Consider the following 12,959-nt stretch of genomic DNA (forward strand, 5'->3'; position numbering starts at 1 on the left):
GTTTTCCCTGCAGCAAGGAGTTTCTGGTGCGATACACACACTTTGTGATCTTTGTTATTATAAGCTGCGCAATCTCGGTTTCAGTCTCAGCACATAGCGCCTTCGATGGCTTTCGGCTTGGCATCGAGGCCACTTATTCCGAGACAATTCTCGAGGTTAACGCCAGCAACCCAAAGGGCGCTGCAGTCCGCAATGCCTACACTACTTTAACGCAAGACGAATCTCAGCTTGCAGCGAGCAGTGCGCAGGTTGCTGAGCGACGCATCGCTTTCGAAGCAGGCATCCGCCACCTCATTGCGAATCAGCAACTTCTGAGCGTAACCGAGAAGCAAGCAGCAATCAATCCGCAGGCTGCGGTCACGCTGGATCCTTTGCTCCAACAGATGCGGCAGCACCTCCTGCATGAGGCGGCTTCGCTTCAGGCTGCCTCAGAAGCGATCAAGGCAAGCGAGGAAGCCATAAGGGCGGGCGAAGCGCTCTTGATGGCGGGACAAGAGCGAGTGGCGGAGCTCAGCTCTTTTCCGGCCGTATCAACGGTTACGTTACCTGGTACCACGGCCCGAGTCAGTCTGGGTTGGGGTACAAGTTGGGCAACCCGAATGGGAGGCATTTATTATGGTGTGGAGATTGATGCTGCTCCCGGTGTCGGTGATGCTGTCGTACGAGTGCCGAACCGCTACGATACCCGCGTCGAAGGCGGGCTGACCTTCGGGGCTGCAGCACGGTTTGGGTGGGTGCCTGTGCCCTGGGCCATGCCCTACGTGACCACTGGCATGGAAACGCAGAAACTACGCATCGAGCGCAGTTCAAGCAGTGGCACCGAACACCTCACCGGGTTCCGCACAGGTTTCGGCGTCGAGTTTTCTGTAGCAGACAACAACATCATCCGGGTTGGCTATGATCGTACCATGGCCCCCGATAGCAACTTCGCAGGTGCCAAGGTGACGCCATTACGCAACACCTACCACGTCGGGCTCGTACGTCGCTTCTGATCCGGCTCTGTAAAACATAGTCCTAATGGACTGCGGTGAGCAGTTATCGCGTGCCTATCGTCGCAGGCCAATGCGGGAGAGGGGTGGGAAGCGGACAATTCACAACATGGTACAGGCCGTCCACACCAGTGGAATGACTTATCAGGGCGGCGAAATGCGGTACCAGCGACTTACAAGACTGCTTCCCACTGTCGGCTTATGCTGGACTATCGCAGCATGTGCAGCCACTCCAGAGACCGCAGACTGCTTACTAAGCAGCACATCGGTCAGCGCATCTATGTCTGAGAACAGCAGGCTGATTGAGGCGCTAAACGGCATCGCCCTTCTGGGTAAGACTTCGGCCCGATTTTACTCGGCTGTCCAATACGCGGATCTTCTGGCCGCAGCTTCCAGCGGTTCCAGAGTGTTCCACCCTTATGTCAACCCGAATCAGATTGGCTATATGGTGTACGACGTCGCAGGAGAACAGCTTGAAGCTAGAACGACAGCTTCATGCTCGTCCATCACGGTAGTGATCCGATCTTCGCCGTCGGGGAAGATAGAAGACCTATACGCAACGTGGAATCTGGCGTCAGACGTGACCCTGACGCTGCAATCGGTTTTGCCTCTACTTAATTGGAGGCAGAGGACCTCACCTATCGAGATGGATCCATCTCCTCACTACTCGCTCGGAAATGCAACTCATCCGCTAGGTTTGACAAATACCGTTGTTGAGTGCGTTGAAGATGATAGCAACATGCGTCTCTCAGTACAGAATCATGAAAACGGCCAGTCTATACCGCGGGGCTGGAGGCTCATGCTCGGTGACTACCCGAAGCGCTGCGGTGGGGAGGCTAAATAGAGTCGGCTGCCGACATGCTTGATTGCCCGACACATGGCAACTGGGTGCCAGGCCCGATATTGAGTTATCGCGTGCCTCGTGCCGGAAGCCGGATATCGCCAATGGTCGCCGTAATTCGCCTGGAGCGCTCGAGCCATTGATCTCGGCTTGAGGGGCTCTCGCCCAACGGGCATGAGCTCGGGCGTTCCCCGATTGGCCAGCAATCTGTCCAGATGCCGCCGCGTCGCAGAAGCAGGTGCCGACCGTCGTCGCTCACGACCAGGCGTGGATCGGCTGTGAAGGAGCCATCCTCGGAATATGTGATCTGGCCGGGCATCGCGTAGAGCGGCCGCCATCGTATGCCATCCATTCGCTCCCAAACAGCGAAAACGGTGTCCGTCGGGACAGGCTCGTAGGTCATCACGACGACCCGACCGTCTGGCAGCGTGATCTGATCAGCCTCGACGCGCATCGGCATAAGGATCGCCAAGCCAGCAGCTAGCGCAACGAGTGGACCTAATGCGAGCAACGGGATGGTCCGTTGCCATCCCCGCCGAGTGGCCCCGGCAATCAGGAGCGAGGCGACAAGCATCGGGAGACCCGCGTCAGCAACGTGCCGGATCCAGCTAGGCAGGATAATGGCCGACGATCCATTCTGAAGTAACGCAACGCCGATCACGAGGCAGAGGTAGACCAGGACGAGGGATGTGCCTCCAAGCAGGAGGTAGCGGCGGAGCAGAACGAGGTGCGTCATATTAGCTCACCGGAAGGGCACTGAGCCTCGCCGAAACAACCCTTCCGCCAAGTCCGTCTCAGATCGCTACCTAGAGGAGGGGATGAAGCCGTGGCAGCAAGGCAGTTCGCCATCCACCCCAGGCTAGGCCCAATATCCCGTGCCCTGATTTATGGTGCGGCGGAGATCGAGCCGGAAGCCTGTGCATCGGCTTAACCGATGCTGTGTCTCGGCAGCTTGGCTTCAAAAGCCGCGATACGGCGCTGCATGGTGTCGTCCATCAACTGCACGAGCGGGGTATGCTGGCCAACCCTGGCCGAGGTGACGGCCAGCTGCGCGAGTGCGGCGCGGACAGTGGCGAGTACGGCCGGATCTGTCTTGGCCAGGCCGGTGACGACGGCCTGCAGAATGGCGACATCGGCCACGATCTCGAACATCAGGGACGGCGGCGGCTCGGTGGGCAAGACCCGCTGTTCGCTGGCCTTGTCGCTCATCGCGACACACGGCTGGCAGCGTAGAGCCGTTGATAGACAGCCTCGAAGGCCGCGGCGAGTTGCGCGCGGTAATCCATGTCGGTGACGGTGTTGTCCGGCGACACGGCGTTTTCGAGGGTTTTGCGAAAGGAATCGCGCAGCGCCATCAGGCGGGGCCGATCAACGGGATCGTCGCCCACCTCCTCGCGGAGGGCAATCGTAAGGGCTTCCTGAAGATCGTAAGCGCGCTCGTTCAACACCGAAGGTTCCTCTGCTGGGAAGGCACCCTAGGCCAAGAAAGCTGGCCGCAACAACGCTCTGTAGGTTGAAATGGTTTAACCCTAGGTTGATGACAAAATATTAATGTTAACAATCGAAATGGCACAATCGAAGCTTTACAGGAAGTTGAACAGACAAGCTTATTTTCGCGTCTGAGGCGATTCTCAAAACATGAGACAATGCGCGTAAATCTTCGATTGTCGTGGTTTGTCGATGTGTAAAGATACTCGACGTCACGAACCCGTGATCTCTGTAATCCTGCCCCCCGAGACAAGACGTCCATGAACGCCATTCCGCCCGCCGGCCACACCCTCCAGGACGAGATCGAGGGAGCCATCGTCACGCTGGAACATTTGGCGGTGCAGGCCGCGCATGCACAAGAACCTTGTGCACAGATCCTGTTCCGCACGGCAGAGTTGCTCAGAGTCACAATTTCCGTGGGTAAATAGGGTGCTTGTAACGGCAGTGCCAACGATGCAAGCCGTCAAATATCCCAGAACAGACCTACTCTCAGAGGTTGGCAAAGCGTTTCAAGAGGGCGTTACAACTGGCCTCAGCCTAAGTTCGCAAGCGAGCGAGTGCCCCTACCCTCATCACCGTCTAGCAGACCGCTTCCAATGGATGGATGGCTTTGCCAAAGGTCGTAGCCAGGCACAGCAAGGTATGAGTCCGGCCCAAGGGGGCTGTTGGTCTGATAAGCGCGGGTTACCTAACCTGACGAGATAATCTCACGGTTCCGTGATAGCCAGCTGGTGGACACAAAGCGGTTAAGCTCATGGCACCTCTTGCTGCGACCCTGCTGAAGAAAGTCAGCCTGTGCGGCCTCTTCGCTGGTGCCTTGCTGATTCCTGTCGGAGCCTACACAGCGGCACCGGCTGACTGTCGCCTCAGTATGTCACAGCAGAAGCAGCCTGGCATGTTCAGCGACTATGCTGCAGTGGAGCGATCGGCTGGCAACGATCCAGCATGTGGAATCACTACTGACAGGCGGTAAGGCGCCGCCTAACTCAGCGATATGCTATCGACTAAAGGCAAACATAGACCGTCCGACAGCCGGCACGATAAGGTCTTATCGCGTGCCTTGTTGAACCGCACGATGTCCGGGAGGGTTGGAAACCGGACCATCGCCGCAGCACAACCTGCGGCCCGTCCGGCCGGCATCGAGCGGAAAACGGCCTCCCATCCGTCCTGGCCTCGCCTGGGCGCGGCAAGGCCGGATCAGAGACCGGGAAGCTCAATCCACCGCTTCCGACACGAGCCGGAAAAGAGAGGCAAGCGTCTGCCGCGTCCGCTGCGCCGCATCGTAATCACCCCCCGGTGCCGTCATGTACGCGCAGGACGCGAACCGATTGTACCGTCTTACGTCGCGATCGCATTGCGCAATCCATGGCGCGGAACGCGCGTTGGCCAGCCTGTGAAGCGCCCGCGCGTCGTTGCAAATCGTCTTTGCGTTATCGGTGCAGGCCTGCGCGAACGCGATGTAGGTGAGGTAGTCCGCCCTGTCCTCGTCACGAACCGTGTGCCCGCGTCGCGCCTGGATGGCCTTGCCAAGGAAATGGCAGCCTTCTGGATCGATCAAGATGGCCGTGTTGTGGAAGAAGCAGGCCTTGGCAAGCGCCTCGAAAGCCGTGTCGAGGTCGCGCTGCACGCCGGTCCCGGTGAGGTACATCCAGCCGATATACTTGCAGGCATAGGGCCCCTGGCCTGTGTCGTCGCCGTCGCACGTGGTCGCCAGCCTTTGCCGGGCGCGAGCGTAATCGCGCAGCTGTCGGTTGTGCAGGTATAGCTTGCCTGCTTCGTAGCATCCCAGGGTGGTGATGCGCGCGTCGCATGACATGTCGTAGTGTTCCAGCGCCCCACCGAGATCGCCGCGCCGCGACGCGCTGACACCCCTGCTCCAGCACGTGTCGACGTTGAAATCGGCCTCGCAGGGCGGGGATTGCGCCGCGCGAACTGGGTCGTGGATCGGGTAGTTAGGAAACGACAAGCCATCCGACGTTCGCTCCCTGCCGATCGCACGCAGGCGCGCTAGCAGCCCGTCGGGAGTGCGTGCGATGCTGTCCGGCCGGCATTCCAACCGCGCAAGCGGCGTGCCGTCGCGATCAACCGTCAACAGCCCGAACGGGCGGAGGGTGGATGAACCGGACCCCGCCCCTTCCCGGAAGCCGGCGGCGAAGCGGTAAGCCGTGTCCCCGTTCCCGAAGGTGACGATTTCATCGATCGTGTTGCCGGGGCCGTTCTGGCGCCGGTAGTCAAGATTGGCCAGCGAGTCCGAGAGGGTCAGCTCCGGGTTCTGCTGCGATGGGCCGTAGCGGTAGGTTGCCCGATCGCCCTCGAGGACGACCGAGGCTTCCCGGTTCTGCCCTGCGATCCGGCATGTCAGGACCACCTGCGTGCCGGCTGGATCGGCTGCAGCAACGCGCGTAGCCGTCCAGGAACCCACGACGGTAACGGCGATCGCCAGGACACGCAGCACCCTGGAGCCGTTCGAGATGCAGTTGGCGCTCATTGCCCCTCGTATCCTGTGAACGTTTGCGTGATCCGGATCGGAAGCCAGCTTAGCCTACCTCGCACGTGTCGCGAACCGGCCGTGGGCGCCGGCCCGGATGGTATCGACAGGGACGCACGTCAGGAAGCGGGAGGACACCGCTGGGGGATAGCGAGAGTCAGCTATGGGTCGAGGGAAGCGCTAGGTCGTTAGCTGGCGCCTGTGCCGTGGGGCCAAGCTGAAGACTGCCGGGATAGTCTGGGCGGAGGGCGTCGTCGTGAAGTTGCTCCATTGTTTGAGGAGGTTGTTCTCTCCCCGTGGTGAGGACGTTCTGGGATGGCCGGACGATGACTCCTGGATCCCGACCACCTGCACACATGCCGAATTCCGACTGGATGCCGGCTATGCGGTGACGCCGTACGTGCCGGGCTGGATGCTGCCGGTCGGTGCGCCGGACGATCCGCCGATCCCGTTGCCGGACCTGCCGGAGATTGCCGGCCACGTGCTGACGGCCGATGCCGTCGGGCTGGAGGCCGAGTTGGTCCACCATTTCTCGCGGTTACCCCCGCTGCCCGGGCTGGCGTGCCAACGCGAGATCGCCCCGTTCTCGAGCCTCTCGGTAAACCTGCTGCTGTGCCTGCCGGGGGAGGCTCCGGTCGTGGCGGACATGTTCGCGGGTAGCCGATTGGCTGCCGCTTCTCTGCTGGATGATCTCTCGGACACGGCGGGTGTGGGTGGCACAGTCTACGATAACCAAGACCAGGGCTGGGCTCTGCGGATCCTGATCGAGGCCGACGCGGTCCTCGTACTGGACTGGGATCCGGAGGAGGGCGACCCGCGGGAGGGGGCGCGTGCCCTGCGGCTTCCTCGCAGAGCCGTGGCCGAGCAAGCCGCCGCCGCGAGACGGCGCCTTGATCATCTGCATGCGACCCTGCTGCGCGCGCTCGGGCGTGACCTGTGGTCCTGCCCAGTTCAAGATTGATGTCGGCCATGAAGTGTCTGCCACGGTGGCTTCCTCAGCCAAGGTCTAGCGCTAGGGAGGGTGGAAAGCGGCAGTTGCTCATGTCTTGGACGCGGGCGGCTATTTGCTGAGTGTCTTTGCCGAATAGTCAAATGAATGGCTGACCACGAGACCAATTGGAAACTGCAAGGGCTACGACGAGGATCTCCGTGGACCCGTAGCCCCTGGCTGTGTTGGTGGTAGTCCTGGCAGTCTTCCTGCCACTACCCTTGGACAGTAAGACGCATGGTCACCTTGCCGGTGCGGTTGCGGTAAGTGCCTTTGTCGCTGCCATACGCTGGAGCCAACATCAGCGAGAGAAGGCGAAGAAGGCACAACTAAAAGCGCAAGGCTTGATGGCCTCGGAGGCTCCTCCGCCTGTCTGGGACAAGAACGTCATGGACGGCAAGCGTAGAGAGCCGACTGGACAGCAGCCATGGGTTTGAGGGGCTGAGGGTTTCCCACTACTGAAGAATATCTGTTTCGGGTCGGCTGCGGACATGCTCGGCTGCCCAAACCATAGCACCGGGGTGCCTACTGTAGGTCAGGCCCGATATACGCAGGACATCATTCTAGTTCGGGCGACTCGCAAAGCGGAAAGCCGCTCGTCATAACTGGGGAATGGAACCCCCCAAGCCAGACATCCATCCAGAGGCAGGAAGAGCCTTCCAGGAAGGCAGGAGGGCCGGCCGCGATCTCCGATCGCAGGCCAGCGAATGCCCCTATCCCCACCGCTAGCTGGCGGAGCGTTTCCAGTGGATGGATGGCTTTGCCAAGGGCCGTAAGCAAGTCGCTCAAGGCAGCCAGGCCAATTAGTCGGGTGAAGCCTGATAAGGGCTGTTAACGACCGGTTTGGACAACCTGCAATGGACGAGCCATACTCTCATAAGCGAACAGTGCGAGATAATCTTGAAAACTGAGGGCCGGAATTGTCATCCGCACCCCCAAAGAATCATGTTCTTTTCCGCCTGTGATGTCCCAATGGAACTCATCACCAAACATCTTCCTGCATCTCGCGATCAAAGTTCGCGAGATAGCCGGACAACCGGTTTGATCAGAATGGATGTAAAGGGGGTCGACCTGGAAGGAGACACTTCCTGGATGATCATAATCCATAGGTGGTGTGTACCCCGTATGCGCTGGCGAAGTGCGGTTCCGTACCCGGGGAATGCACGTAGATTGGATTTACCTTATACGAAATTTTTGCAAGATTGCAACCTGGGCGCGAACTTAAGAGGAAGTTCACGCCACTACCTGACTAGTCAGGAGAAGTTAGCTGGGCCCCAGGGAGAGGGTGATACCACCATCATGGCGTTTATCCGATTGGTGGCGGCAGGACGACGCCAGGTGGCAGCTGCGTAAGGTCTTGCCACCAGTCTATCACCAGGATCCCGACCTGCTGGGTCCGGCAGTCCATTCCGTTCCAGGGATGGCCGTTCAGTTCAAGGTAACAGTGCTCCATGTCACAAAGCAGCACGCCACCTCGATATCCCCACACCACATGATCGAACGTGTCCCCAAGGATGAACGCCTGCCGCCCTAATATCATCACGTTCTCCGTCTGTAGCGATCGACTATCGTTGCGTCATCGGCAGAGAAGAGTGTGTTCAGGAATGCGCGACCATGCGTTTTATTACAGTCTACCCGACAAACCAGGGCACCCTGGCATTTGCGAAAGGCTAAGAACGATAAAAGTGGGTGGTGTTATCGTGCTTTACAGACAAAGCGCGACGGACGTTCGACGACGCGTTCTAGGCTTTCGTCAGCCTTTTGCGCGGACGAAGCGGCCCGTAAAAGCCACTCCATTCCATGCCCAATGCGTTGGCTCGCTTGGCCAGCACGCCAGGTGCCGATAGCAAGCTCACGACGGGTGAAGCCATGATCACTGGGTCATTCAGCAGCCGCCCGATATGCCGTCCTCGCGACCACAACAGTCCGAACAGTAGAATTAGCATCAGCAGCAATCCCCATGTCACGAGCCCTTGGCCAAAAATGTATAGGCCGTAGGGAGGCGACAGGATCGTACTGAGCTTGGACAGGCCAACGCCCACGACTGGCAAGAGGATCAGGAAGCCTAGCAGCTCCAATGGTAACCGGCGGAAGATGCGGAGGGCGGCATTCACATCCTCGACTGGCACGTCGTCGAGGGACAGTTGCTCATCGTTCACCATGCTTCACAGAGCCTTTCGCGTCGACATAACCTTCGGGCGCGGAGAGGCATCCGTCCAGGGCGCAGAGGCGGAATGGTATGTGACATTCCGGAGCTTCCCGCCGCCCTTGACGTATGCCAAGGCACAGTAAGACCACTTGGAGTAGGCAGAAGTCAGATTGTGGTAATCATCGCCTGACGACTCATTCGGCGCGCGCTTCCAGGGGGTATCGTGCTTCCGATTGGCTTTATGCGGTGGGTCCGGGGGCGCCATCGCGCCCCCGGGTTCGTCCTAGACCCGCGGCCTACAGGCTCCACTGCAGATGCGCCTGGCCCTCGGGCGAGGTCGCGAAAGCCATCAGCACATCGCCCCGGTCGGCCGCCTGGCTGGCCAGCACGGTTTCGTAGAAGCCGACCTCGGCAGCGCTGCCGTCACGACCCAAGCCATTCTGGTACAGGCTGGCGATGAAGTCGTGGTCCGTCTGCGCGTCATGCACCGCGTGGAACTCGATAGAGTTTTCGAAGCCGTCGCCAAGCTGACTGAGCGTGATGCCGGTCTTCAGCAGCGTGTCAAAGAAAACCAGGCCGCCCGCCTCGGCCTCGCGGCCGAACGCAGCCGCGTAGCTGGCCCGGATCAGGCCGCTGTCCTCGCCCGGCACGAACACGCCAGCTGCGGTGAGCGGATCCCAATGCTCCCGCGCCTCGGCGGAGTCCGCCACCCCCATGAGAACCTCGGCGCGGGATACGCCGTGCGTCAGCAGATCCAGGAAGTACGCCCGGCCCGCATCCTCCGCCTCGCGACCCAGCAGGCCGCGATACAGGCTGTCGACGAATTCGGCGTCCGTGCCGCTCGGGTGCCGCGCCTGGTACTCGGCGCTGTCGAGGAAGCCCGACGCCACCAGCAGCTTGTCCGGCTCTGTTCCATTGACGTAGGTCCAGAAGCTCAGGCCATTGTCGTCCGCATCACGGCCCAGCAGACCGCTGTAGAGCCGCGCCAGATAGGCCGCGCCGCTGTCAGCCGCATAGTGGATCAGGCCATCGGCCAGCTGAATCTGGCTGGTCCCCGCCGCGGGGGCCAGCACATCTCCATCGGCCAGGCGCACCGCAACGTCGGACGACGTCATGGCCTCCACCGGGCGCGACACCTCGCTCGTGTCGATCCGCTCCGCAGCAATGCTGCGCGCGGCGACCAGGCCCGTGCCGGCACCGGTGACCGTTTCCGTGCTGCCGGCGCCATCGACATAGGTCGCCACCAAACGCAGGCTGTGGCCGATGTCATCGCGTGTCAGCAGGTAGCTGCGCTGGCTCGCGTCGGCGATGTCGGTGTAATCGCCCGTCGCATCGGCGCGCTGCCACTGGTAGTGGACTGTCCCCAGGCCGTCGACGTCGGCCAGCGTGTTGCTGGCGCTCAGCGTCTGGCCGCGGACCAGGGCACCGCTGGCCATCAGCTCGCCCGTAGGAGCAGCATTGCCGATCGGCGTGACCGGGATGGGCGACAGGTTACCCGCCAGATCGCGGGCGACCACCTGGATATCGTGCGGCCCGGCACCCAGGCTGCCAGAGAAGCTCCAGTGGCCGTCCCCGCTCAGCACTGCCACCCCGAGGTCGGTCGTGTCATCCAACACCTGCACGGTGGTGCCGGGGGCCTGCTCCACGGTGCCGGCCAGTTGCAAGGTCTCACCGCCGCCGGCCGGCTGGATCAGCCGCGCGCTGGTCACGCCGGCGGTGGGCGCGGTGCTGTCGAGCACGAAGTCGAAGGTTGTGGGCAGCGACACATTGCCGGCGGTGTCCACCTGCCGCACCAGCACGTTGTGCTCGCCGTCAGCGCTGCCGTCGGTGGCATAGCTCGGTACAGCGGTGCTGTAGGTCAGGCCGCCGTCGATCGAGTACTCGATCGCGCCATCCAACTCGGCCGGGACGACCGAGATGGCGCCATCGCGGGTCACTCGGTCGGTGCCGGAGCTACCAGTGTCGTGGGCCAGTGTCACCACGGGGGCGAGCGGCGCCGTGGTGTCGAGTATGAAACTGAAGAAGCTGGGAGCTGATGCATTGCCGGCGGCATCGACCTGCCGCACCAGCACGCTGTGCTTGCCGTCGGCGCTGCCATCGCCAGCATAGCCGGGTGCGCTGCTGCTGTAGGTCAGGCCGCCGTCGACCGAGTACTCGATCGCGCCATCCAGCTCAGCCGGGGCGACCGACACGGTACCATCACGGGTCAGCCGGTCGGTGCCGGAGCTGCCGGTGTCATGGGCCAGGGTCACCATGGGGGCCAGGGGCGCCATGGTATCGACCACGAAGTTAAAGGTCGTGGGCAACGACACATTGCCGGCGGCGTCGACCTGCCGCACCAGCACGCTGTGCTGGCCATCGGCAAAGGTATAGCCGGGTGCGCTGCTGCTGTAGATCCCGCTGCCATCGGTCGAATACTCGATCACGCCACCCGGCTCGGCCGGAGTCACCTGCAGCGTGCCGTCGCGGGTCACTTGGTCGGTGCTGGAATTCCCGGTGTCGTGGGCCAGGGCCACCGTGGGGGCGAGTGGCGCCGTCGTATCTGGCAGCGTCAGGGCGAAGATCTGTGCCTTGATGCCAGAGCCGCTGGCGTCGGCTCCCAGGCCGCTGGTGTCAGACCAGGCGATGACCAAGCCACCGTTGGTCAGACCCGTGATGGTGGGCGCGTACTGATAATTCTCCGTCACGGTGTTCACGAGGAACTCGCCGCCGATCCTGGCGCCGGCCGCGTCGAAGACCTGCGCCTTGACGCCAGAGCCGCTGGCGTCGGCTCCCAAGCGGCTCGAGTCCTGCCATGTGACGACGAAGCCACCGCTGGTCAGGCCCGTGATGGTGGGCGCGAACTGATTATGTATCGTCTCGGTATTCACGAGGAACTCGCTGCCGATCCTGGCGCCGGACGCGTCGAAGACCTGCGCCTTGATGCCAAAGCCTTCAGCGTCGCCTCCCAGGCCGCTACCGTCCATCCAGGTGACGACGAAGCCACCGCTGGACAGGCCCGTGATGGTGGGCACGTACTGATCATTTAGCGTCTCGGTATTCACGAGGAACTCGCTGCCAATCCTAGCGCCGGCCGCGTCGAAGACCTGCGCCTTGACGCCAAAGCTGCTGGCGTCGCCTCCCAGGCCGCTCTGGTCCTGCCATGTGACGACGAAGCCACCATTGGCCAGACCCGTGATGATCGGCGCACCCTGATCATCTAGCGTCTCGGTATTCACGAGGAACTCGCTGCCGATCCTGGCGCCGGCCGCGTCGAAGACCTGCGCCTTGATGCCAGAGCCGCTGGCGTCGCCTCCCAGGCCGCTAGCATCACTCCAAGTGACGACGAAGCCACCGCTGGACAGGCCCGTGATGGCGGACGCGCCCTGGTCATTCGCCGTCTCGGTATTCACGAGGAACTCAGTGCCGGTCTTGGCGCCCGCCGCGTCGAAGACCTGCGCCTTGATGCCAGAGCCGCTGGCGTCGCCTCCCAGGCCGCTCTGGTCCTGCCATGTGACGACGAAGCCCCCATTGGACAGGCCCGTGATGGCCGGCACGTGCTGAGCATTCTCCGTCACGGTGTTGACGAGGAACTCAGTTCCGGTCCTGGCGCCGGCCGCGTCGAAGACCTGCGCCTTGATGCCAAAGCCGTTGGCGTCGCCTCCCAGGCCGCTCTGGTCCATCCAGGCGACGACGAAGCCACCATTGGTCAGACCCGTGATGGCCGGCTCAATCTGATAATTTTGCGTCTCGGTGTTCACGAGGAACTCGCCACCAAGCTTAAACGCAGCCATCACCGCTGTCTCCAATTTGGGCCGGATCGGCGACGTTCTGGCGCAGTCCAGGCGGACCGCCGAGGCATCGCGTTATCACGCAAATTTGCGCTCGGTGTAAATTCTCTTATTTCGGGAAAGGGTCCTTTGGGCTGCTTGAGGCGCCCGGTGTGCCCTCCATCTCACACTTCAGAGACCGAGACGCCTCACAGCCCAGCTCGCGATTCGGAGAGGAGAGGTCGCTAATGGGCAACCACATGAAGC

General features: G+C 61.6%; 8 protein-coding genes. 3 read left to right on the forward strand and 5 right to left on the reverse strand.

The annotated features are described in order from the left end of the window. Positions 1–26 precede the first annotated feature (26 nt). Entirely contained in the window at positions 27–992 is a 966-nt protein-coding gene (locus IAI59_RS22030; RefSeq protein ID WP_207419975.1) for an outer membrane protein, read from the forward strand. 1,765 nt (positions 993–2,757) lie between these two features. Here IAI59_RS22030 and IAI59_RS22035 read toward each other — a convergent pair. Then, positions 2,758–3,039 (reverse strand): hypothetical protein, encoded by a 282-nt coding sequence (locus IAI59_RS22035; RefSeq protein WP_207419974.1) that lies wholly within the window; start codon positions 3,037–3,039, stop codon positions 2,758–2,760. Then, entirely contained in the window at positions 3,036–3,275 is a 240-nt protein-coding gene (locus IAI59_RS22040) for a hypothetical protein (protein ID WP_207419973.1), read from the reverse strand. Before IAI59_RS22040 ends, IAI59_RS22035 begins: the two co-directional genes overlap by 4 nt. 303 nt (positions 3,276–3,578) lie before the next feature. On the opposite strand from IAI59_RS22040, the gene IAI59_RS22045 reads away from it, so the two are divergent. Beyond that, positions 3,579–3,746 (forward strand): hypothetical protein, encoded by a 168-nt coding sequence (locus tag IAI59_RS22045; protein ID WP_207419972.1) that lies wholly within the window; start codon positions 3,579–3,581, stop codon positions 3,744–3,746. A gap of 785 nt (positions 3,747–4,531) precedes the next feature. Here IAI59_RS22045 and IAI59_RS22050 read toward each other — a convergent pair. Then, entirely contained in the window at positions 4,532–5,806 is a 1,275-nt protein-coding gene (locus tag IAI59_RS22050; protein WP_207419971.1) for a tetratricopeptide repeat protein, read from the reverse strand. Positions 5,807–6,062: 256 nt separating this feature from the next. On the opposite strand from IAI59_RS22050, the gene IAI59_RS22055 reads away from it, so the two are divergent. After that, positions 6,063–6,767 carry a hypothetical protein gene (locus tag IAI59_RS22055; protein WP_207419970.1) on the forward strand — a complete coding sequence of 235 codons (705 nt, stop codon included), beginning with the start codon at positions 6,063–6,065 and terminating at the stop codon, positions 6,765–6,767. 1,769 nt (positions 6,768–8,536) lie between these two features. Here IAI59_RS22055 and IAI59_RS22060 read toward each other — a convergent pair. Then, positions 8,537–8,956 carry a hypothetical protein gene (locus tag IAI59_RS22060; RefSeq protein ID WP_207419969.1) on the reverse strand — a complete coding sequence of 140 codons (420 nt, stop codon included), beginning with the start codon at positions 8,954–8,956 and terminating at the stop codon, positions 8,537–8,539. A gap of 283 nt (positions 8,957–9,239) precedes the next feature. After that, positions 9,240–12,716, reverse strand: coding sequence for a DUF4214 domain-containing protein (locus tag IAI59_RS22065; RefSeq protein WP_207419968.1), 3,477 nt, complete (start codon positions 12,714–12,716; stop codon positions 9,240–9,242). Positions 12,717–12,959: the final 243 nt, after the last annotated feature.

This window comes from Roseomonas haemaphysalidis (assembly GCF_017355405.1).
GTDB lineage: Bacteria > Pseudomonadota > Alphaproteobacteria > Acetobacterales > Acetobacteraceae > Pseudoroseomonas > Pseudoroseomonas haemaphysalidis.

What these genes read in the sequence shown, in the direction of transcription:
- IAI59_RS22065 (WP_207419968.1), bottom strand. Translation starts at nt 12,716, where the DNA reads ATGGCTGCGTTTAAGCTTGGTGGCGAGTTCCTCGTGAACACCGAGACG.
- IAI59_RS22050 (WP_207419971.1), bottom strand. Translation starts at nt 5,806, where the DNA reads ATGAGCGCCAACTGCATCTCGAACGGCTCCAGGGTGCTGCGTGTCCTG.
- IAI59_RS22045 (WP_207419972.1), top strand. Translation starts at nt 3,579, where the DNA reads ATGAACGCCATTCCGCCCGCCGGCCACACCCTCCAGGACGAGATCGAG.
- IAI59_RS22060 (WP_207419969.1), bottom strand. Translation starts at nt 8,956, where the DNA reads ATGGTGAACGATGAGCAACTGTCCCTCGACGACGTGCCAGTCGAGGAT.
- IAI59_RS22035 (WP_207419974.1), bottom strand. Translation starts at nt 3,039, where the DNA reads ATGAGCGACAAGGCCAGCGAACAGCGGGTCTTGCCCACCGAGCCGCCG.